The sequence below is a fragment of the Microbacterium sp. Leaf436 genome, assembly GCF_001424715.1.
Lineage (GTDB): Bacteria > Actinomycetota > Actinomycetes > Actinomycetales > Microbacteriaceae > Microbacterium.
This window is the reverse complement of the sequence record NZ_LMRB01000003.1, coordinates 175,866-196,470: the sequence shown is the minus strand read 5'-3', so window position 1 is coordinate 196,470 and position 20,605 is coordinate 175,866. Positions and strand designations below refer to the sequence as shown.

Annotated in this window: 19 protein-coding genes; 2 read left to right on the top strand and 17 right to left on the bottom strand. The window is 70.1% G+C overall.

The genetic code is table 11. The annotated features are described in order from the left end of the window. Position 1 precedes the first annotated feature (1 nt). From ASG45_RS09825 to ASG45_RS09805, 5 genes are all read right to left on the bottom strand, one after another. On the bottom strand, positions 2-1,252 hold the full coding sequence (locus tag ASG45_RS09825; protein ID WP_055836475.1) for an MFS transporter: 1,251 nt from the start codon (positions 1,250-1,252) through the stop codon (positions 2-4). Beyond that, a complete protein-coding gene (locus ASG45_RS09820; protein WP_055836472.1) occupies positions 1,245-2,012 on the bottom strand; it encodes a fumarylacetoacetate hydrolase family protein in 768 nt (255 codons plus the stop codon). Before ASG45_RS09820 ends, ASG45_RS09825 begins: the two co-directional genes overlap by 8 nt. Positions 2,013-2,296: 284 nt before the next feature. Continuing rightward, on the bottom strand, positions 2,297-3,403 hold the full coding sequence (locus tag ASG45_RS09815) for a branched-chain amino acid aminotransferase (protein ID WP_055836469.1): 1,107 nt from the start codon (positions 3,401-3,403) through the stop codon (positions 2,297-2,299). Between the two features lie 55 nt (positions 3,404-3,458). After that, on the bottom strand, positions 3,459-4,508 hold the full coding sequence (locus ASG45_RS09810; protein WP_055836467.1) for a 3-isopropylmalate dehydrogenase: 1,050 nt from the start codon (positions 4,506-4,508) through the stop codon (positions 3,459-3,461). A 25-nt stretch (positions 4,509-4,533) separates the two neighbouring features. Continuing rightward, positions 4,534-6,072, bottom strand: a complete 1,539-nt coding sequence (locus ASG45_RS09805) for an MFS transporter (protein ID WP_055836464.1) — start codon at positions 6,070-6,072, stop codon at positions 4,534-4,536. 79 nt (positions 6,073-6,151) lie between these two features. Here ASG45_RS09805 and ASG45_RS09800 point away from each other — a divergent pair, with 79 nt between their 5' ends. Beyond that, positions 6,152-6,694: a TetR/AcrR family transcriptional regulator gene (locus ASG45_RS09800; protein ID WP_055836461.1), complete on the top strand. Its 543-nt coding sequence runs from the start codon at positions 6,152-6,154 to the stop codon at positions 6,692-6,694. A gap of 237 nt (positions 6,695-6,931) precedes the next feature. Here ASG45_RS09800 and serA read toward each other — a convergent pair whose 3' ends face one another. The 9 genes from serA to ASG45_RS09755 form a co-directional block, all read right to left on the bottom strand. Continuing rightward, positions 6,932-8,536, bottom strand: a complete 1,605-nt coding sequence (gene serA, locus ASG45_RS09795) for a phosphoglycerate dehydrogenase (protein WP_055836456.1) — start codon at positions 8,534-8,536, stop codon at positions 6,932-6,934. A 207-nt stretch (positions 8,537-8,743) separates the two neighbouring features. After that, positions 8,744-9,082 carry a hypothetical protein gene (locus ASG45_RS09790; protein WP_055836453.1) on the bottom strand — a complete coding sequence of 113 codons (339 nt, stop codon included), beginning with the start codon at positions 9,080-9,082 and terminating at the stop codon, positions 8,744-8,746. Then, complete coding sequence (locus ASG45_RS09785) at positions 9,079-9,639, bottom strand: hypothetical protein (protein WP_055836450.1); 561 nt, start codon at positions 9,637-9,639, stop codon at positions 9,079-9,081. The genes ASG45_RS09790 and ASG45_RS09785 overlap by 4 nt, the downstream gene beginning before the upstream one ends. Positions 9,640-9,798: 159 nt before the next feature. Beyond that, on the bottom strand, positions 9,799-10,824 hold the full coding sequence (gene ilvC / locus ASG45_RS09780; protein ID WP_055836447.1) for a ketol-acid reductoisomerase: 1,026 nt from the start codon (positions 10,822-10,824) through the stop codon (positions 9,799-9,801). 63 nt (positions 10,825-10,887) lie between these two features. Continuing rightward, positions 10,888-11,397, bottom strand: coding sequence for an acetolactate synthase small subunit (gene ilvN / locus ASG45_RS09775; RefSeq protein WP_055836445.1), 510 nt, complete (start codon positions 11,395-11,397; stop codon positions 10,888-10,890). Between the two features lies 1 nt (position 11,398). Further along, complete coding sequence (locus ASG45_RS09770; protein ID WP_055836442.1) at positions 11,399-13,204, bottom strand: acetolactate synthase large subunit; 1,806 nt, start codon at positions 13,202-13,204, stop codon at positions 11,399-11,401. A 43-nt stretch (positions 13,205-13,247) separates the two neighbouring features. After that, positions 13,248-14,966, bottom strand: a complete 1,719-nt coding sequence (gene ilvD / locus ASG45_RS09765; RefSeq protein WP_055836440.1) for a dihydroxy-acid dehydratase — start codon at positions 14,964-14,966, stop codon at positions 13,248-13,250. A gap of 98 nt (positions 14,967-15,064) precedes the next feature. Then, positions 15,065-15,856, bottom strand: a complete 792-nt coding sequence (gene otsB / locus ASG45_RS09760) for a trehalose-phosphatase (protein WP_055836436.1) — start codon at positions 15,854-15,856, stop codon at positions 15,065-15,067. Beyond that, a complete protein-coding gene (locus ASG45_RS09755; RefSeq protein WP_055836433.1) occupies positions 15,853-17,310 on the bottom strand; it encodes an alpha,alpha-trehalose-phosphate synthase (UDP-forming) in 1,458 nt (485 codons plus the stop codon). Before ASG45_RS09755 ends, otsB begins: the two co-directional genes overlap by 4 nt. 200 nt (positions 17,311-17,510) lie before the next feature. Here ASG45_RS09755 and ASG45_RS09750 point away from each other — a divergent pair, with 200 nt between their 5' ends. Then, positions 17,511-17,765, top strand: a complete 255-nt coding sequence (locus tag ASG45_RS09750) for a hypothetical protein (protein WP_055836430.1) — start codon at positions 17,511-17,513, stop codon at positions 17,763-17,765. A 56-nt stretch (positions 17,766-17,821) separates the two neighbouring features. Here the strand turns inward: ASG45_RS09750 and ASG45_RS09745 are convergent, their stop codons facing one another. From ASG45_RS09745 to ASG45_RS09735, 3 genes are all read right to left on the bottom strand, one after another. Then, the gene (locus tag ASG45_RS09745; protein WP_055837854.1) at positions 17,822-19,024 is read right to left on the bottom strand and encodes an acetyl-CoA C-acetyltransferase; all 1,203 of its coding nucleotides are present in this window, start codon (positions 19,022-19,024) and stop codon (positions 17,822-17,824) included. A 58-nt stretch (positions 19,025-19,082) separates the two neighbouring features. Next, the gene (locus ASG45_RS09740) at positions 19,083-19,736 is read right to left on the bottom strand and encodes a 3-oxoacid CoA-transferase subunit B (RefSeq protein WP_191914919.1); all 654 of its coding nucleotides are present in this window, start codon (positions 19,734-19,736) and stop codon (positions 19,083-19,085) included. Positions 19,737-19,820: 84 nt separating this feature from the next. Further along, complete coding sequence (locus ASG45_RS09735; RefSeq protein WP_055836427.1) at positions 19,821-20,591, bottom strand: CoA transferase subunit A; 771 nt, start codon at positions 20,589-20,591, stop codon at positions 19,821-19,823. Positions 20,592-20,605: the final 14 nt, after the last annotated feature.

The window sequence follows — 20,605 nt, the reverse complement described above, 5'->3', positions numbered from 1 at the left end:
CTCACGCGGGGGTGCGGGTCCGGCGCAGCAGGATCGCGCTCAGGCAGACCGTCGACACCGGGACCAGAGCCCAGAGCGCCAGGCCGTCGTAGCCCACCGCCCCGAGGATCAGGCCGGCGAGCACCGATCCCACCGCCGCGCACGCGGTCATGAGGGTGTCACTGCGGCCCTGTCGGCGCGGACGGAGCGCGAGCGGGGTCGCCTCGGTGAGCAGCGCCGCGCCCGACACTGTTGCCGCGCTCCAGCCCAGCCCCAGCAGCACGAGCGCGACCAACACCCCCGCCTGCGAATCCGGCAGCGTGGCGGCGACGGCGAGCGAAGCCGCCAGCAGCACCTGCCCGAGCACGATGACGCGGATGCGGCCGAACCGATCGGCGAGGGCGCCGAACACCGGCGACAGCCCGTACATGCCGAACACGTGCGCGGCGATCGTGACACCGACGGCGAGGGTCACGGCATCCGGAGCCACGATGTGCGACAGATGCACCGGCGTCATCGCCATCACCGACGCCATCGTCACGTGCGAGGCGGCGACGGCCAGCATGGCGAAGCGGGCGAGGCCGGGGTGATCGGCCTGCGGAGCGGGCGCGGAGGCGGATGCCGTCTTCTCGCGGTCGAGACGTTGGGCGAGCAGCAGCGGGTCGGGACGCAGGACCAGCACGTACAGCGCGAACGCGCAGACCTGGGCGGCGAACGAGAAGAGGTAGGCGCCGGTCAGGCGCGGCATGCCGACGCTCGCCCCGATCAGCTCCCCCGGCGCGAGGAGCAGGGGCCCCACGACCCCGCCGACGGTGGTCGCCCACACCACCGTCGCCAGATCGCGGCCGCGGCGGGCGGTGCTCGAGAGGTCGGTGGCGGCGAAGCGCGACTGCAGGGTCGCGGCGTTGCCGGCACCGATGAGCGCGATCCCCACGAGCAGCAGGGGGAAGAGCCGAAGACCCGCCGCCGCGATGACGAGGACGATTCCGATCAGGGCCGCGACGTTTCCCGTGGTGAGGGCGACCCGCCGACCGCGGCGCCCCGCCAGGCGCGCGAGCGGGATCGCCGTCAACGCCGCACCGAGCGTGACCGCCGCCGTGGCGAAGCCCGACAGCGCCTCCTGCCCTGAGAGGTCGGCGGCCAGAAGAGCGCCGAGCGACAGCGTCGCGCCGAATGCCACGCCGGTGAGCACCTGTCCCGCCGCCAGCACCCGCACCGTGCGGCGCTGAGCGGCGGCGAGGTCGATACCCGTCGGCGCGGCGAGGTCAGGCATCGCGCGCGGTGTTGCGCAGCACCCCGATGCCGCTGACCTCGATCTCGATCGTGTCGCCGGCATCGAAGGGACCGACGCCCGCCGGGGTGCCGGTGAGGATCAGGTCTCCCGGGAGCAGGGTGAACACCGCCGAGGCGTACGCGACGAGTGCACCGATGCCGTGGATCATGTCGGAGACCGGCCCCTGCTGACGCACCTCGCCGTTGACGCGCGTGGTGATCGCGGCGGCGTCGAGATCGAGGTCGGTCTCGATGACGGGACCGACGGGGCAGAACGTGTCGAAGCCCTTCGCCCGCGACCACTGCCCGTCGGAACGCTGCAGGTCGCGCGCCGTGACGTCGTTGGCGACGGTGTAACCGAAGATGTACTCGCTCGCCCGCTCGGCGGGGACGTTCTTGGCGATGCGGCCGATGACGACGGCGAGTTCGCCCTCGTAGTCGGTGTGCGAGGTCAGGCTCGTGGGGCGCACGATCACGTCGCCCGTCCCGATGACCGAGGTGTTCGGCTTGAGGAACATCAGCGGCTCGGCGGGGGCTTCCCCGCCCATCTCGGCCGCGTGATCGTGGTAGTTCTTGCCGATGCAGACGACCTTCGAGCGCGGGATGACCGGCGCGAGCAGGGCGACCTCACCCAGCGGAACGCGCTCCCCCGTCGTCTCGAACCCGGCGAACATCGGGTCGCCGGCGAGCACCACGAGTTCACCGTCGTCGACGATGCCGTAGCGGATGGACTCCTGGTAGCTGAATCGAGCGATCTTCACCGCTCCAGCCTATCGGCGGGCTCCGACACGCCCGTCCCGCCGCCGGCCCGATGAGCGGCCCGCCCCCACGCGAGCCCTCTCTCCCGGCCCGCCGTGAACCGGTGCGAGAACGGGCCCAGCCGCGCGCGCCGCTCCGACGCGATAAACGCCGATCCTCGCGACACACGCCGCGGCGCGGAGTGTCTCGGGAGGGAACGCGTTCATCGGGCACGGGCGCGGCCGCCCTCGATGAAAAACGGAGGGACCCCCGGTCGCCCGGGAGTCCCTCCGTCCGTCGCCTCGATTCAGGCGTCGAGGCGGTAGAGCCAGCCGTGCTTGTCTTCGGCGCGACCGTACTGGATGTCGGTGAGCTCCTGGCGCAGCTCGAGAGCCAGGGTGCCCGTGGGCTGCTCATCGATGAAGTCGCGGCCCTTGAGCAGACCGATCGGGGTGACGACGGCGGCGGTGCCGCAGGCGAACACCTCGACGATGTCTCCGGATGCCACCCCCTGGCGCCATTCGTCGAGCGAGACGTTGCGCCCCACGACGTGGTGACCGCGGTCGCGGGCCAGCTGCAGCAGCGAGTCGCGCGTGATGCCCTCGAGGATCGAGTCGGACTGCGGGGTGACGATCGTGCCGTCTTTGTAGACGAACACCACGTTCATGCCGCCGAGTTCTTCGACGTTGCGGTCCTGGTCGAGGAAGACGACCTGGTCGCACTCGTTCTCGTAGGCCTCGGACTGCGGCAGCAGGCTCGCGGCGTAGTTGCCGCCGGTCTTCGCCGCTCCCGTGCCGCCCTTACCGGCGCGGGAGTAATCCTCACTGAGCCAGATCGAGACCGGCTTCACGCCGCCCTTGAAGTAGGCGCCGGCCGGGCTCGCGATGAGGTAGTAGGCGACCTTGTGCGCGGGCCGCACGCCCAGGAACGCCTCTTTCGCGAACATGAACGGGCGCAGGTACAGGCTCTGGTCTTCGCCGGAGGGCACCCAGGCGCCGTCGACGGCGATGAGCTCGCGCAGCGACTGCAGGAAGTAGGGCACGGGCAGCTCGGGCAGCGCCAGGCGCCGCGCGGAGCGCTGCAGACGGCGACCGTTCTGGTCGGGACGGAACGTGTGCACCGATCCGTCGGCGTGGCGGTAGGCCTTGATGCCCTCGAAGATCTCTTGGCCGTAGTGCAGGACGGCCGCGGCCGGGTCGAGCGAGATCGGGCCGTACGGCGAGACGCGCGGGCGGTGCCATCCGCCGCGGACCGACCAGCAGATGTCGACCATGTGGTCGGTGAAGCTCTGCCCGAAGCCGGGAGCGGCCAGGATCGCGTCGCGATCGGCCGCGTTCTTGGCCGCGAGGTTACGGGTGACCGAGAACTCGAGCGGGTCGAGTCCGGTGTCGGGGTCGGTGTCGATGGTCGTCATCAGTGATCCAAAATCTGTCGATTGCGCGGAGGCGATGCGGGCCGATCCGTCCAGGTTACGCCTGGACGCCGGCGGCGATGGCGTCGCCGATCTGGGCGGTGGTGCGGGCGCCGGCGCGGCTCGCGATGTCGCTCTCGACCGCGCGGGTGATGCGGGCGGATTCGTCGGTGAGCCCGAGGTGGTCGAGCAGCAGGGCGACGGAGAGGATCGCGGCCGTGGGATCGGCCTTCTGGGTGCCCGCGATGTCGGGCGCCGATCCGTGGACGGGCTCGAACATCGAGGGGAACGCGCCGTCGGGGTTGATGTTGCCCGATGCGGCGAGGCCGATGCCACCGGTGACGGCGCCGGCCAGGTCGGTCAGGATGTCTCCGAAGAGGTTGTCGGTGACGATCACATCGAAGCGGCCCGGGTTCGTGACCAGGAAGATGGTTGCCGCGTCGACGTGCAGGTAGTCTACGGCGACCCCCGGGAACTCGGATGCCACCGCGTCGACGATGCGCTTCCACATGCCGCCCGCGTGCACGAGCACGTTGGTCTTGTGCACGAGGGTGAGCGTCTGGCGGCGACGTTCGGCGAGGGCGAAGGCGTAGCGGACGACGCGCTCGATACCGAAGGCCGTGTTGACCGAGGTCTCGTTCGCGATCTCGTGCGGGGTGCCCTGTCGGATGGAGCCGCCGTTGCCCACGTAGGGCCCCTCGGTGCCCTCGCGCACGACGACGAAATCGATCTCGCCCGGATCGGCGAGCGGGCCGGAAGCTCCGGGGTACAGCTTCGACGGACGCAGGTTGACGTAGTGGTCGAGAGCGAAACGCAGCTTCAGCAGCAGCCCGCGTTCGATGTTCGCGTTCTTCAGGCGCGGGTCGCCGGGCACTCCCCCGACCGCGCCGAGCAGGATCGCGTCGTGTGCGGCGATGGCGGCGAGGTCGTCGTCGGTGAGCGTGTCGCCGGTCTCGAGGTAGCGACCCGCGCCGAGCGAGAACGGGGTCTTCTCGAACGTGACGTCGGATGCGGCGGTGACGGCGTCGAGGACCTTGACGGCCTCGGCGACCACCTCGGGACCGATGCCATCACCGGGAATGACGGCCAGCTTCACGACACGCGACATCGCTCTCCTCAGAGCTCGGGGCACGTCACTTCTTCGACGTGCTGCGGGATCCTCCCAGGGTAGTGGCAGCGATCACGGCGGCGACGACGATCAGCCCCGCACCGATGAGCGCGGTGATCACGACACCCGAGTCGAAGGCGTGCGCCGCCGCGAGACGCAGCGACTCGGCGAGAGAGGGGTCGGAGAGCGTGTTCGACACCGCCACGGCTCCCGCCAGAGTCTCGCGCGCGGCGTGCGCTGCTTCTTCGGGCAGCCCCGCCGGCAGCACGAGCTGCGCCCGATAGAACGCGGCGAGGATGCCACCGAGCACCGCCGTGCCGAGCACGGCACCCACCTCGTACGCGGTCTCGGAGACCGCGCTGGCCGCGCCCGCCTTCGCGGACGGCGCGCTGGAGAGGATGAGCTCGTTCGACACGGTCTCGGCGGCGCCGATGCCGATGCCCAGCAGCGCGAAGGCGATGATCAGCAGGGCGAGGTCGGCCGTGGAGATCGCGACCATCACGTACGCCACCACCGAGAACGACAGCGCGACGGGCACGACGATGCGGGGCGAGAAACGCTTCGCCACGGCCACGACGGCCAGACCCGAGATGATCATCAACACGAGTCCGGGAAGCAGCGCGAAGCCCGCGACCATCGGCGACAGCCCGACCACCAGCTGAAGGTGCTGAGCCACGAAGTAGAGGAAGCCGACCAGGCCGACCACGCTGAGCAGGTTGACCAGGATGGCGCCCGAGAAGGTGCCCTGGCGGAAGAGGGTCATGTCGAGCATGGGCGAGGGGAGGCGACGCTGACGACGGACGAAGAGCCAGCCGAAGGCGACGCCCACGACGAAGAGCACGGGTGCGAGCGAGATCGGTCCCTCGACGGCCAGCTTCTTGATGCCGTAGACGATCGGCACCATGGTGGCGAGGGAGAGCAGCACGCTGAGGGGGTCGAAACGACCCGGGGCGGGGTCGCGGCTCTCGGGGACGAAGAAGGGGGCGAGGATCAGCAGCGGCACCAGCACGGGTACGGCCATGAGGAACACCGAGCCCCACGAGAAGTGCTCGAGCAGGAAGCCGCCGACGATCGGGCCCAGAGCGGCACCGGCCGAGAAGCCGGAGGCCCAGACGGCGATGGCGATGCGGCGCTGATCGCGGTCGCGGAAGATGGTGCGCAGCAGCGACAACGTCGACGGCATGAGCATGGCACCGAAGACGCCCATGAGGGCGCGACCGGTGATCAGCAGGGCCGCGGTGGGCGCGAACGCCGACAGCGCGGACACGGCGGCGAAGCCGATGGCCCCGATGAGGAGCATGCGGCGGCGACCGAAGCGATCGCCGAGGGTGCCCATGGTGACGAGCAGCCCGGCCAGCACGAGCGGGTAGACGTCGATGATCCACAGCTGCTCGATGCTCGACGGCTGCAGCGCCAGCGAGATCTCGGGCAGCGCGAAGCTCAGCACCGTGTTGTCGACCGAGACGAGCAGCACGGGCAGCATGAGCACCGCCAGCGCGAACCATCCCCGCCACCCCGCGCGGGTCACGGTGATCTCATGGGTGGGCAACGACGAGGTGAGCATTTTCGGATTCCGTTTCTAAACCGTCCAGCCGGTATAGTAACAGAGTGTCAGCCCCATCCGCCAGTACGATCGAGGAGCCATGAGCCGCCCCCCACTCGCCCGCGACGCCGTCCTCGATGCGTTCACCCGCATCCTGGTCGACGACGGTGAACGCGCGGCGACCATGGATGCGACGGCCCGCGCCGCGGGGGTGTCGAAAGGCGGCCTTCTTTACCACTTCAACTCCAAGAGCGCCCTCGAGGCCGCCCTGGTCGAGCGCCTCGAGCACCTCGCCCGCGAAGACGTCGCCGAGATCGAGAACTCCACCGAGGGCGTCGTCGCCGCGCATCTGCGCTCCTCGCAGAACACCGGCTCGGCACTGGACGTCACGATCCTCGCGGTGTCGAGACTGGCGCAGAACGGCAACGACACGGCATCCGCGTCTCTCCGCCGCGTGCGCGAGCTGTGGGAAGAGAGCCTGCGCGCGCACACGCGCGACGAGACCGCCCTGCAGATGGTGCTGCTGGTAAGCGACGGGCTGTACTTCAACGCCGTACTCGACCTCAACGCCGTCCCCGGCCCCGCGCTCGAGGGCGCCGACCTCGACAAGCTGATCGAGGCCGTGGTCTCAGCGACCACCTGAGTCCTTCGGGGGCCCGCGCGCGACCTCCGCGATTCGCTCGAACTCCGTCGATCCGGGGCGGATGCCCCTGAGTTCGTGCACATCGCGGAACCTGCGCACGCGCCGTGTGAAACGAACCCCGCGCACGCCGGGCGGAACCAGCCCCGCACGCCACCGGGGTACCCACCCGGCGCGCGAACCCCGGGAACGAAGAAGGGGGCCGCACCCGCGACCCCCTCCCCCGATGCCGTGCGGGTCTCAGCCCTCGACGATCTCGATCTGGCGGAACAGGTCGGCGTTCACGGCCTCGCGCATAGCGCCGAGAATGTCGTCGGGAACGGGCGAGTCGACGGTGAGCACCGAGAGGGCGCGTCCAGTGGCGTCGGGCCGCGCGACCTGGAGCCCGGCGATGTTGATGCCCGCTTCGCCCAGCTTCTGGCCGTAGATCGCGACGATGCCGGGGCGGTCGGCGTACCGCATGACGAGGTGGTGCTGCTCGATCGGCACCTCGATGTCGTAGCCGTTGATCGAGACGACCTTGGGCACCATGCGCGTGCCGGCGAGGGTACCCGCCACGGTCAGCGTCGAGCCGTCGGACAGCGTTCCCCGCAGGATGGTGATGTTGCGGTACAGCGGGCTCTCGGCCTCGACGACCAATCGCGCCTCGACGCCGCGCTGCTCGGCGAAGAGCGGGGCGTTGACGTACGAGACGGTCTCGCTGACGATCTGGCTGAAGATCCCCTTGAGGGCGGCGAGGCGGTACACGCTCACGTCGTACTGCGCCAGCTCGCCGCGTACCTCGATGTCGAGGCTGGTCAGGGCGCTGTCGGCCAGGCCGCTGAAGAACTGACCGAGCATCTCGACGAGCGCGATACCGGGGCGCACGAACGGATCGATCGCTCCACCGGCGACGTTCACGGCATCCGGCACCAGGTCGCCCTCGAGGGCGAGCTTCACCGAGCGGGCGACCGAGACGCCGGCCTTCTCTTGCGCCTCGTCGGTGCTCGCACCGAGGTGCGGGGTGACGACGACGTTCGGCAGGTCGAGCAGGCGACGCGCCGGCCCGTCTTCTGCGGGGGGTTCGGTCGAGAACACGTCGAGTCCGGCACCGGCGATCTCGCCCGTGGTGAGGGCCTCGTACAGCGCGTTCTCGTCGATGAGGCCACCGCGGGCGACGTTGATGACGAAGGCCGACGTCTTCATGCGGCGGAGCTGCTCGGCGCCGATCATGCCGGTCGTCTCGGGCGTCTTCGGCATGTGGATGGTGACGAAGTCGCTCTGCTCGAGCAGTTCGTCGAGCGAGACCAGCTGCACACCCAGCTGCTGGGCGCGGGTGGCGGTGACGTAGGGGTCGTAGGCGATGACCCGCATGTCGAAGCCCTGCAGGCGGGCGGCGATCAGGGCGCCGATGCGACCCAGACCGATGATGCCGATGGTCTTCTCGAACAGCTCGGTGCCGGTGAACGAGCTGCGCTTCCACAGGCCCTGCGCGAGCGAGGCGTGCGCCGCCGGAATGTGGCGCGCGAGGCTCAGCACGTGGCCGACGGTGAGTTCGGCGGCCGAGATGATGTTCGACGTCGGCGCGTTGACCACCATGACGCCGGCCGCGGTGGCCGACTTGATGTCGACGTTGTCGAGACCGACACCGGCGCGGGCGACGACCTTCAGCGAGGGCGCCGCGGCCAGGGCCTCGGCGTCGATCTTGGTGGCCGAGCGCACGAGCACCGCGTGCGCATCGGCGAGAGCCGAGAGCAGCGCGGGGCGGTCGGTCCCATCGACGTTGCGCACGTCGAAGTCGGGGCCGAGCGCGTCGATCGTGGCGGGAGAGAGTTCTTCGGCGATGAGCACGACGGGCTTCGTCACGGATGCGTCCTTCGAAACGGTGCGTGGGGACCGGCGCGCACCCCTGTGCCTGTCCGGCGCGAACCGGAAGCGCGAAGCGTGCGGGCCGTCTGCCAGCCTAGCGCGGAGCCGAGGACGCCCCCGACCGTGTGACGGAGAGTTCCGGATGCCGAAAGCCCGACGCGGATGTGGAAGCGCCGAGCCGCGCCGGCACGTCGGCGCCTCGGATCACCCGCCGTAGAGCCCGTACGAGGTCGTCCCGTACCCGACGATGGCCAGCCAGAACGCAGCCGACAGCGTCAGACCCGCGAGGAGGACGATGGCGAACTCCCCCGCCTTGCGCCGCTGGCCGATCGCGAACGCGGCGCCGAACGCGATCAGGGGGAACACGATGGGGAGGATGTACACGACCCACCCGAGGCCGTTCAGGCCGAGCGGGCCGGTGGCCTGGAGGATCAGCAGCGCAACAGCGCTCCACACGACGTAGGCGTAGAAGAGGCCGAACAGACCGGCGATGGTCACGACGAGGCCGGTGGGCAGGTGACGCGGGCGGGCGGGCGCACTCATGCGAGGGATCCCATCGACAGGAACGGCCAGGGAACGAGCAGGACGATGCCCAGGATCAGCAGCAGGAACCGCTGCCAGGTGCGCCACCCGCGCGTCAGCACGAGCACGGCGACGAACCACACGATCGGGGCGAGAGTGGCGCCGATCGTCATCGCGACGACGGTGACCTCGGGGATCGGGATGCCGAGTCCCTGCAGCTGCCGACCGGCGAGCAACCAGCCGACGGCGAAGAGCAGGAAGGTCGCGGCCACCATGCCGATGCCGACGAGGCCCGCGTTGCCGAGGGGCGCCGCGCTCCGCGCGGCCGGGGTGTCGTCGGGAGCCGGTTCGACCGGCGCGTCCGCGGCGGTCTCGAGCACCGGGGCGTCAACGGCGGGCGCCTCCGCCTCGGGACGGTGGACCGGCTCGGGCACGAGGGGTTCGGGCCGCGGCTCGGGCACGAGCGGGTCGGGCCCGGTACCGCTCGGATGCTCGGGGGCGCGCTTGTCTCCGACGTCGAGCGTCGGATCGTCGTCACCGCCCCACGAGAGGGCGTCGTCATCGCGCGGAGTACTCACGCGTCCACGCTAGTGCCGCTCCCCCGCCCGCCGCCCGCGCCCCGCCGGACGGGGAACTCGTGCGACGGCCGAGCACGCGGCATCCGATGACCGTCGCCCCCTCGGGAAACACCGAACGCCCCGGAACCGCGAGGTTCCGGGGCGTTCGAGTGGACGGACTCAGCGCGCGGCCGAGCCCTCGACGTAGTCGCTGTCCTGCTGCTTCCACGCGAACAGACCGCGCAGCTCCTTGCCGGTGGCCTCGATCGGGTGACCCTGCTCCTTCTCGCGGAGCTCGAGGAACTCGGGGGCGCCGTTGTCCTGGTCGGCGATGAAGCGCTCGGCGAACGCGCCCGACTGGATGTCGGCGAGCACACCCTGCATGCTCTTCTTCACGTCGGACGAGATGACGCGGGGGCCCGAGACGTAGTCGCCGTACTCGGCGGTGTCGGAGATCGACCAGCGCTGCTTGGCGATGCCGCCCTCCCACATGAGGTCGACGATGAGCTTGAGCTCGTGCAGCACCTCGAAGTACGCGATCTGCGGCTGGTAGCCGGCCTCGACGAGGGTCTCGAAGCCCGCCTGCACGAGGTGGCTCATGCCACCGCAGAGCACGGCCTGCTCACCGAACAGGTCGGTCTCGGTCTCTTCGGTGAAGGTGGTCTTGATGACGCCGGCACGCGTGCCGCCGATGGCCTTCGCGTACGAGAGGGCGGTGTCCCAGGCCGAGCCCGAGGCGTCGCTCTCGACGGCGATGATGTCGGGGATGCCGCGACCCGCGACGTACTCGCGACGCACGGTGTGGCCGGGGGCCTTGGGGGCGACGAGGATGACGTCGACGCCCTCGGGGGCGTCGATGTAGCCGAAGCGGATGTTGAAGCCGTGCGCGAAGGCGAGGGTCTTGCCCGCGGTCAGCTTGTCCTTGATGGAGTCCGCGAAGATCGAGCGCTGGTGCTGGTCGGGCGCCAGGATCATGATGAGGTCGGCCCACTCGGCCGCGTCGGCGACGTTCTTGACCTCGAAGCCGTCTTCCTGCGCCTTGGCGGCCGACTTGGAGCCGTCCTTGAGGGCGATGGTGACCTCGACGCCCGAGTCGCGGAGGTTCTGCGCGTGCGCGTGGCCCTGCGAGCCGTAGCCGACGATGGCGACCTTCTTGCCCTGGATGATCGCGAGGTCGGCGTCGTCGTCGTAGAAGATCTCTGCCATGAGGATGTTTCTCCTTGAATCGTGGCCCGCTCCGGGGCCGCTGGTGAATGGAAGTGAAAAAGCTCAGCCGCGCAGGACGCGCTCGGTGATGCTCTTGCCGCCGCGACCGACCGCGAGCAGCCCGGACTGTGCGAGCTCCTTCACGCCGAAGGGCTCGATGGCCTTCAAGAACGCTTCGACCTTGCCCTTGTCGCCGGTGATCTCGATCACGATGGCGTCGGACGCGTAGTCGACGACCGAGGCGCGGAAGAGGTTCACGACCTCGAGCACGTTGGCCCGCGTCGAGTTGTCGGCGCGCACCTTCACGAGCACGTGCTCGCGCTGCACGGATGCCGCGGGGTCGAGCTCGACGATCTTGATGACGTTGATCAGCTTGTTCAGCTGCTTCGTCACCTGCTCGAGCGGCAGCCCCTCGACGTCGACGACGACGGTGATGCGGGACAGGCCCGGCACCTCGGTCACGCCCACGGCGAGGGATTCGATGTTGAAGCCGCGACGGGCGAAGAGCCCGGCGACGCGGGTCAGCAGACCCGGTTTGTCCTCCACCAGGAGGCTCAGCACGTGCCTCGACATGTCAGTCCTCCTGCTCGCTGAACGTGGGCGAGTGGTCGCGGGCGTACTGGACGTAGCTGTTGCTGACGCCCTGCGGCACCATCGGCCACACCATGGCATCGGCACTCACGACGAAGTCGATCACCACGGGGCGATCGTTCGTGTCGAGCGCGAGCTGGATGGCGGCGTCGATCTCGTCTTCGCTCTCGACCCGGATGCCGAGGCAGCCGTACGCCTCGGCCAGCTTCACGAAGTCGGGGATGCGGCGCGTGCCGTGCCCGGTGTTGAGGTCGGTGTTGGAGTGGCGTCCGTCGAAGAACAGCGTCTGCCACTGGCGCACCATGCCGAGCGAGGAGTTGTTGATGATCGCGACCTTGATCGGGATGTCGTTGATGACGCAGGTCGCGAGCTCCTGGTTGGTCATCTGGAAGCATCCGTCGCCGTCGATCGCCCACACCGCGCGCTCGGGCTGGGCCACCTTGGCGCCCATGGCCGCGGGAACGGCGTAGCCCATCGTGCCGGCACCGCCGGAGTTGAGCCACGCGTTGGGACGCTCGTACTTGATGAACTGCGCGGCCCACATCTGGTGCTGTCCGACGCCCGAGGCGTACACGCCCTCGGGTCCGGTCATCTCACCGATGCGCTGGATCACCTGCTGCGGCGACAGCAGACCGTCGGTGGTCTTGGCGTATCCGAGCGGGAACTCCTCGCGGAGTCCGTTCAGGTACGTCCACCACTCGGTGTAGTCGTGCGGCTGCTCCGCGTCTGCGGCGCGGAAGGCGGCCTCGAGGTCGATGAGAACCTCGCGCAGGTCGCCCACGATCGGCACGTCTGCGAATCGGATCTTCGAGATCTCGGCGGGGTCGATGTCGACGTGCACCACCTGGGCGTGGGGGGCGAACAGCGCCGCCTTGCCCGTGACGCGGTCGTCGAAGCGCGCGCCGAGCGAGACGATGAGGTCGCTCTCTTGCAGCGCGAGCACGGCGGGCACCGTGCCGTGCATGCCCGGCATGCCGAGGTGCTGGTCGTGCGAGTCGGGGAACGCGCCGCGCGCCATGAGCGTCGTCACCACGGGGGCGCCCGTCGCTTCGGCGAGCACCTTGAGCTCGGCCGAGGCGTTCGAACGGATCGCGCCGCCGCCCACGTACAGCACGGGCTTCTTGGCGGTGGCCAGCAGCTGCGCCGCGGCCTGGATCTGCTTGCCGTGCGCCTTGGTCACCGGGCGGTAGCCGGGCAGGTCGATCTTGGGCGGCCAGACGAAGGGCGCCTCGGCCTGCTGCGCGTCCTTCGTGATGTCCACGAGCACGGGGCCGGGGCGGCCGGTCGAGGCGATCTCGAAGGCCGCGGCGATGGCACCGGGGATCTCGTCGGCGGCCTTGACCAAGAAGGAGTGCTTCGTGATCGGCATGGTGATGCCGACGATGTCGGCCTCTTGGAAGGCGTCGGTGCCCATGAGGGTCGAGAACACCTGACCGGTGATGCACACCAGCGGGACCGAGTCCATGTAGGCATCGGCGATGGCGGTGACGAGGTTGGTCGCACCGGGGCCCGACGTGGCGATCGCCACGCCGACGCGACCCGATGCGGCCGCGTAGCCCTCGGCCGCGTGGCCGGCGCCCTGCTCGTGGCGCACGAGGATGTGGCGGACGTTCTCGTCGTCCATGAGGGGGTCGTAGACGGGCATGATCGCCCCGCCCGGAAGACCGAACACGTCGGTCACCCCGAGAAGATCGAGCGATCGGACGACCGCCTGCGCACCCGTGAGCACGGGTGCCGGTGCGGTGCGTGCGGGCGGCCGGGGAATGGCCGTGGTGGAATCGACGGACATGGTGGTACCTCGAGAACCAGAGAAGGTGAGAAGGGGACGGCCGTCAGCCCGTGACCGCGCCCTCCGCGGCGGAGTGCACGAGCTTGGAGTACTTGGCCAGAACGCCACGGGTATAGCGCGGGGGGAGCGGTTCCCAGCCCTCACGGCGGGAACTCAGCTCGGCCTCATCGACGATCAAGTCGAGGGTGCGAGCGGCGATATCGACCCGTATCAGATCACCATCGCGCACGAAGGCGATAGGACCTGCGTCCACCGCTTCGGGAGCTATGTGGCCGATGCAGAGTCCGGTTGTGCCGCCTGAGAATCGACCGTCCGTCAAGAGTAGTACATCTTTTCCGAGACCCGCGCCCTTGATGGCGGCGGTGATGGCGAGCATCTCGCGCATACCGGGGCCGCCCTTGGGGCCCTCGTAACGGATGACGACGACGTCGCCGGCGGCGATCTGCCCCGCCTCGAGGGCGTCCATGGCGGCGCGCTCGCGTTCGAACACGCGCGCGGGGCCCTCGAAGACGTTGCCGTCGAAGCCGGCCGACTTCACGACCGCACCCTGGGGCGCCATCGACCCGTGCAGGATCGTGATGCCGCCGGTGGCGTGGATCGGGTTGTCGAACGAGTGGATGACCTTGCCGTCGACGGGGTCGGGGTCGAGGTCGGCGAGGTTCTCGGCGAGCGTCTTGCCCGTGACGGTGAGCGCGTCGCCGTGCAGGAGGCCCTCGTCGAGCATGGCCTTCATGATGACCGGGATGCCGCCGTGGCGGTCGACGTCGTTCATGACGTACTGGCCGAACGGCTTCATGTCGGCGACGTGCGGCGTCTTGTCGCCGATGCGGTTGAAGTCGTGCAGGTCGAGGTCGACCTCGGCCTCGTTGGCGATCGCGAGCAGGTGCAGGACGACGTTGGTGGAACCGCCGAGCGCCATGGCGAGGGCGATGGCGTTCTCGAACGCCTCTTTGGTGAGGATGTCGCGCGTGGTGATGCCCTGGCGCAGCAGGTTGACCACGGCCTCGCCCGAACGGTGGGCGAAGTAGTCGCGGCGACGGTCGGCCGACGGCGGTGCGGCGGAGCCGGGGAGGCTGAGGCCCAGGGCCTCGGCGACGGAGGCCATGGTGTTGGCGGTGTACATGCCGCCGCACGCGCCCTCGCCCGGGGCGATCGCGCACTCGATGCGCTTGAGGTCGGCTTCGCTCATCTTGCCCGCGAGGCACGCACCGACGGCCTCGAAGGAGTCGATGATCGTGACGTCCTTCTCGGTGCCGTCGCTGAGCTTGACCCAGCCGGGGGCGATGGAGCCGGCGTACAGGAAGACGCTCGAGAGGTCGAGACGGGCGGATGCCATGAGCATTCCCGGGATCGACTTGTCGCAACCGGCGAGAAGGACCGACCCGTCGAGGCGCTCGGCCATCATGACGGTCTCGACGCTGTCGGCGATGACCTCGCGCGAGACGAGCGAGAAGTGCATGCCCTCGTGGCCCATCGAGATGCCGTCGGAGACGGAGATGGTGCCGAACTGCAGCGGGTATCCGCCGCCGGAGTGCACCCCCTCTTTCGCGCCCTGAGCGAGGCGGTCGAGGCTGAGGTTGCAGGGCGTGATCTCGTTCCAGCTCGACGCGATGCCGATCTGGGGCTTGTCCCAGTCCTCGTCACCCATGCCGACCGCGCGGAGCATTCCGCGCGACGTGGTGGCTTCGATGCCGTCGGTGACGACGCGACTGCGGGGCTTGATGTCGAACTCGCCGTTGTTCGGATTCTGCGGTGCGGGCATTGCTGAAGTCTATTGCGCGTGCCGACCCTGCCACGCCCGTCGACGCGTGATCCTTCGATTACCGGTCACGGTCGGATGTGCGCCGACGGGATGCGCTCTCAGCCGGTGTGCGCGGCGCGCAGCCGCGCCACCGTCTCGAGCACCTCGACGAACCCGTCGATGTCGGAGACGGTGAGGGCGGCGACGGTTTCTCCCCCGCCCACGCGCACCCCGAGGTCGCCCGGCTCGAGCGAGGCGAGGGCGTCTTCGTCGGTGACGTCGTCTCCGGCGAACAGCACGCCGGTGGCGCCGAGGCGTTCGCGCAGGTGCCGCACCGCGGAGTCCTTGCCCTCGTGACGGAACGAGTACTCGAGGATGTCGTGGCCCGTGCGCCGACGCCAGGTCGGCGCCTGCGCCTGCACCAGTCGATCGGCCGTCGCGCGCGCGGCCTCGGCTCCCCCGGCGTCCGCCGTGCGGGTGTGCACGCCGAGACCGTACTGCTTCGGTTCGATGCGCACGCCCGGGATCTCGGCGACGGCGCGCGAGATCTCGGCCGTGAGACGGTCGCGCAGCGCGGTCTCGTCGGCGGTGTCGGCCGCCGCGTCGGACGAGACCGTCGTCTGCTCCCCCGGCATCCGGAATTCTGCGCCGTGCGAACCCGCCAACCAGATCGGCGAGTCGTCGCCGTGCTCCGCGATGACGCGCAGATCGGCGAGGGTCCGGCCCGAGACGAGGGCCACGGTCGTGCGGGGAAGCGCGGCGAGCTCGTCGACCACCGCGCGCGCACCCGCGGTCATGCGGGCCGTGAGCGGTTCGTCGACGAGAGGCGACAGTGTGCCGTCGAAGTCGAGGGCGACGAGCAGGGTCTCGGTGGTGGCGACGGCCTCAATGGCCGCGTCGGGCGCGGTCATCGGGCGTCCTCGCCCTCGGTGCCCGCCTCGACCTCGACCGCGGCGGTCGCGCTGGTCTTGTCGTGGAAGGCCGAGAGTGCTTCGAGGAAGCCGCGCGACCAGGCCTCGACGTCGTGCTCGCGCACGCGCCTGCGCAGAGTGCGCATGCGTCGTCCCTGCTCGGCCGCGGGCATGTCGATCGCGCGGATCACGGCATCCTTGAGCCCGTCGATGTCGTGCGGGTTGATCCTCAGCGCACTGCCCATCTCGTCGGCGGCACCCGCGAACTCGCTCAGCACGAGGACTCCGCGGTTGTCGATGCGGCTGGCGACGTACTCCTTGGCCACGAGGTTCATCCCGTCGCGCAGCGCCGTGACGAGCATGACGTCGGCGGCGAGGAACAGCGCCACCATCTCTTCGCGCGGGTAGGACTGGTGCAGGTAGCGGATGGCGGTGTGCGTGGTGGTGTCGTAGTCGCCGTTGATGCGCCCGACGGTCATCTCGATCTCGTCGCGCAACTGCATGTAGGCGTCGACGCGCTCGCGGCTGGGGCTCGCGACCTGCACGAGGGTGGCGTCTTCGACCGTGGCGCGTCCGTCTTCGAGCACTTCGCCCCACGCCTTGAGGCGGTGGCGGATGCCCTTGGTGTAGTCGAGGCGGTCGACACCGAGCAGGATCTTGCGCGGATTGCCGAGACCCTCGCGGATCTCGCGGGCGCGCTGCTGGATGTCGGGGCGCTGCGCGAGCTCGATGTACGACTCGGCGTCGATCGAGATGGGGAACGCCTTCGCGAGCGCGACGCGCGTGCCGCCCTCGCCGTCGGGCACCAGGATGCCGCTGGCCTTGGTCTCGTAGCGCAGCTGACGCCGCACGGCACGGGCGAAGTTGCCCGCGTCGGCCACGCGCTGGAAGCCGATGACGTCGGCGCCGAGGAGCCCCTCGAGCACCTGCTTGCGCCACGGCAGCTGCGAGTACAGGCCGTATGCGGGGAAGGGGATGTGGTGGAAGTACCCGATCGTGACGTCGGGGCGCAGTTCGCGCACCATCTTGGGCACGAGCTGCAGCTGGTAGTCCTGCACCCACACGGTGCCGTTCTCGGCGGTGGCATCGGCGGCGGCCCGGGCGAAGCGCTGGTTCACGCGGACGTAGGCCTCCCACCAGGCGCGCTTGTACGTGGGTGGGGAGATCACGTCGTGGTAGAGCGGCCAGATCGTGTCGTTCGAGAAGCCCTCGTAGTACAGCTGCACGTCGGCGGCTGACAGGGTGACCGGCACCAGCAGCGTGCCGTCGAACTCGAAGGGCTCGACCTCGACGTCGGCTTGACCCGCCCAGCCGACCCAGGCGCCCTCGGCACTGCGCATGACGGGCTCGAGGGCGGTGACCAGCCCTCCCGGGGATCGCCGCCATCCCTCGCCGTCGGGGGTGCGATCGACGGGCAGACGATTGGCGACGACGACGAACTCGGCCTGGGTCACAGGTCCTCCTCGGGAATTGCTCTCAGGCTAACAGCGGTGCGGAAACGCGCAGGGGGCTGGACGGGATGCGACACGAGCGTCGGCCGAACGTGGCGCGCTCCCGCGGTCGACGCGGCGTCCGAGCTCGAACGATCGACGCGTCGGCGCGTCACCGTGTCAAGGCGCGGCGTGCGTTCCCCCACCCTGGGTAGGTTGGGCGCATGCGCCAGTACATCTTCGGAACCGGTCTTCTCAGCGCCATCACCGGCGGCGTCACGCTCTTGCGCGCCCTGCGCAACGACGAGCCGTTCACGTGGCGCGTCGCGCTCGCGTGGCTCAGCTGGGGCATCACCCTAGCCCTCGCCGTGGGCTCGGTCGTCGACACCCGCCGGGCACGCCGCGGCAAAGTCATCGCGGGCGACTCCCCCGTGTCGAAGAAGCAGCAGAAGCTGCTGAAGAAGCGCCTCTCGCGCTGACCCCCTGACGGCGAACGGATGCCGCGGCCTCGAGGTCGCGGCATCCGTTCCGTGTTTCAGCCGGCGACGTTCGCGCGGGTGAGGATCAGCGCGTCGCCCTGGCCGCCGCCGCCGCAGAGCGCCACGGCCGCCGTGCCACCGCCGCGCTTGACCAGCTCGTGCACGGCGTGCACCACGAGGCGGTTGCCCGACACTCCGATGGGGTGACCGATCGCGATGCCGCCGCCGTGCGGGTTGACCACGTCGTCGGACAGACCGAGCTCGGCCTGGGAGCGGGCGACGACCGCGCCGAAGGCCTCGTTGATCTCGACGAGGTCGAGGTCGCCCGCGGTCAGCCCCTGCGCGTCGAGGGCACGGGCGATCGCGCGTGCGGGCTGGGCGTGCAGCGAGTTGTCGGGGCCGGCGACCTGGCCGGCGGCGCCCACCACGGCGAGAACGTCCCAGCCGTGGTCGGCCGCGATGCGACGGGAGGTGACGACCACGGCCGAGGCGCCGTCGGAGATCTGCGAGGCGTTGCCGGCCGTGATCGACCCGCCCTCCGCGAAGGCGGGGCGCAGCTTCGCCAGGGTGTCGACCGTGGTGTCGGCGCGGATCCCCTCGTCGGCGCGCACGACGAGCGGCTCTCCCTTGCGCTGCGGGATGGTCACGGGCACGATCTCGGCGTCGAAGACCCCGGCCGCCTGCGCGGCGGCGGCCCGCTGGTGCGAGCGGGCGGCCACGGCATCCTGATCCTGGCGCGACACCTCGTACCGCGTGTTCGCCCGCTCGGTCGACGCGCCCATGCTCTCGTGGTCGTACGCGTCGGTCAGCCCGTCGTGGGCGAGGTGGTCGAGCACCTCGACCGAGCCGTAGGCGTAGCCCTCGCGCGAGTTCATCAGCAGGTGCGGCGCGCGGGTCATGGACTCCATACCGGCGGCGACGACGACCGTGGCGTCGCCGAGGCGCAGCATGCGCGCGGCGTCGATGATCGCGGTGAGGCCCGACAGACACACCTTGTTGACCGTCGCGGCGTGCACGTCCCAGCCGATGCCGGCGGCGAGGGCCGCTTGGCGCGCGGCGTTCTGCCCGACTCCGGCCTGCAGCACCTGGCCCACGAGCACCGCGTCGACCGACGCGGCCGGGATCCCGCCGCGTTCGAGCGCCCCGCGGATCGCCGCGGCGCCGAGCTCGACGGCGGTGAGCGGAGCGAGTTGCCCCTTCAGCCGTCCCTGGGGCGTGCGGGCGGCGGCGACGATGACGACGTCGGTGTCGTGTGACATGGCGGTGTCGAGTGACATGGGGTGTCCTTCCGGTCGGGGAGACGGTGGAGCGGGGCCGTCAGGGCCGTGCGGCGACGCCGGGCGCGACGATCAGGGCGGACTCGGTGGCATCCTGCACCTCTTCGATGGTGACACCGGGGGCGAGCTCGGTGAGCACGAGCCCCTCGTCGGTCACGTCGATGACGGCCAGGTCGGTGATGATGCGGTCGACGACGCCCCGGCCGGTCAGCGGCAGCGAGCAGGTGTCGACGATCTTGGGCGTTCCGTCTTTGGCGACGTGTTCCATGAGCACGATCACGCGAGCCGCTCCGTGCACGAGATCCATCGCGCCGCCGGGGCCCTTGACCATCTTGCCCGGAATCATCCAGTTCGCGAGGTCGCCGGATGCCGACACCTGCATCGCCCCGAGGATGGCGGCATCGATCTTCCCCCCGCGGATCATGCCGAAGCTCAGCGCGGAGTCGAAGAACGCTGCCCCCGGGAGGGTGGTCACCGTCTCTTTGCCGGCGTTGATCAGGTCGGCGTCGACGGCGTCGTCGGTCGGATAGGGACCGACGCCCAGGATGCCGTTCTCGGACTGCAGCACGACGGTCACGCCGTCGGGCACGTGGTTGGGCACGAGGGTGGGCAGGCCGATGCCGAGGTTGACGTAGGCGCCGTCGGCGAGTTCGAGGGCGGCACGCGCGGCCATCTCGATGCGGGTCAGGGGCATGTCAGATCCTCTTCTCGGTCGACGCGGACGGGGCGGAGGCGATCGGCGTCCGGGGCGGCGACGGACGCCGGCACGCGCGGCACCTCATCGGGCGCTCCCGCTCACCGTGCGCTTCTCGATGCGCTTCTCGACCTCGCCCACCTCGACGATGCGGTGCACGAACACCCCGGGCAGGTGCACGGCGTCGGGCTCGATCTCGCCTGGTTCGACGAGGGTCTCGACCTGCACGATGCACGTGCGCCCGGCCATCGCCGCGAGGGGGTTGAAGCTGCGCGCCGCCTTCCGGAACACGAGGTTGCCGTGGCGGTCGCCCTTCCAGGCGTGCACGAGGGCGAAGTCGGTCGTGATCGCCTCTTCGAGCACGAATTCCCGGGGCTGGCCGTTCACGTCGAACGTGCGCACGTCCTTGGGGGGCGAGGCCACCGCGATGCCCCCGGATCCGTCGTAGCGGCGGGGCAGACCGCCCTCGGCCACCTGCGTGCCCACGCCGGTCTGGGTGAAGAAGGCGGCGATACCGGCGCCCCCCGCACGCAGCTTCTCGGCGAGCGTTCCCTGGGGCGTGAGTTCCAGCTCGAGTTCGCCCGAGAGGAACTGCCGCTCGAACTCCTTGTTCTCGCCGACGTACGACGAGGTCATCTTGCGGATGCGTCCGGCCCCCAACAGGATGCCGAGTCCCCAGTCGTCGACGCCGCAGTTGTTCGAGACGACCGAGAGGTCGCGGGTGCCCTGGGCGAGCACCGCTTCGATGAGGGCGATGGGGTTGCCCGACAGGCCGAACCCGCCCACGGCCAGGGACGCCCCGTCGGGGATGTCGGCGACGGCCTCGGCGGCCGAGCTCCAGGTCTTGTCGATCACGCGAACTCCTTCGT

Coding starts and splice junctions, on each gene's coding strand:
- ASG45_RS09825 (WP_055836475.1), bottom strand. CDS start 1,252: ATGCCTGACCTCGCCGCGCCGACGGGTATCGACCTCGCCGCCGCTCAG.
- ilvN (WP_055836445.1), bottom strand. CDS start 11,397: ATGTCGAGGCACGTGCTGAGCCTCCTGGTGGAGGACAAACCGGGTCTG.
- ASG45_RS09805 (WP_055836464.1), bottom strand. CDS start 6,072: ATGCTCACCTCGTCGTTGCCCACCCATGAGATCACCGTGACCCGCGCG.
- ASG45_RS09790 (WP_055836453.1), bottom strand. CDS start 9,082: ATGAGTGCGCCCGCCCGCCCGCGTCACCTGCCCACCGGCCTCGTCGTG.
- otsB (WP_055836436.1), bottom strand. CDS start 15,856: ATGACCGCGCCCGACGCGGCCATTGAGGCCGTCGCCACCACCGAGACC.
- ASG45_RS09770 (WP_055836442.1), bottom strand. CDS start 13,204: ATGTCCGTCGATTCCACCACGGCCATTCCCCGGCCGCCCGCACGCACC.
- ilvD (WP_055836440.1), bottom strand. CDS start 14,966: ATGCCCGCACCGCAGAATCCGAACAACGGCGAGTTCGACATCAAGCCC.
- ASG45_RS09815 (WP_055836469.1), bottom strand. CDS start 3,403: ATGACGACCATCGACACCGACCCCGACACCGGACTCGACCCGCTCGAG.
- ASG45_RS09745 (WP_055837854.1), bottom strand. CDS start 19,024: ATGTCACACGACACCGACGTCGTCATCGTCGCCGCCGCCCGCACGCCC.
- ASG45_RS09750 (WP_055836430.1), top strand. CDS start 17,511: ATGCGCCAGTACATCTTCGGAACCGGTCTTCTCAGCGCCATCACCGGC.
- ASG45_RS09810 (WP_055836467.1), bottom strand. CDS start 4,508: ATGTCGCGTGTCGTGAAGCTGGCCGTCATTCCCGGTGATGGCATCGGT.
- ilvC (WP_055836447.1), bottom strand. CDS start 10,824: ATGGCAGAGATCTTCTACGACGACGACGCCGACCTCGCGATCATCCAG.
- ASG45_RS09800 (WP_055836461.1), top strand. CDS start 6,152: ATGAGCCGCCCCCCACTCGCCCGCGACGCCGTCCTCGATGCGTTCACC.
- ASG45_RS09740 (WP_191914919.1), bottom strand. CDS start 19,736: ATGCCCCTGACCCGCATCGAGATGGCCGCGCGTGCCGCCCTCGAACTC.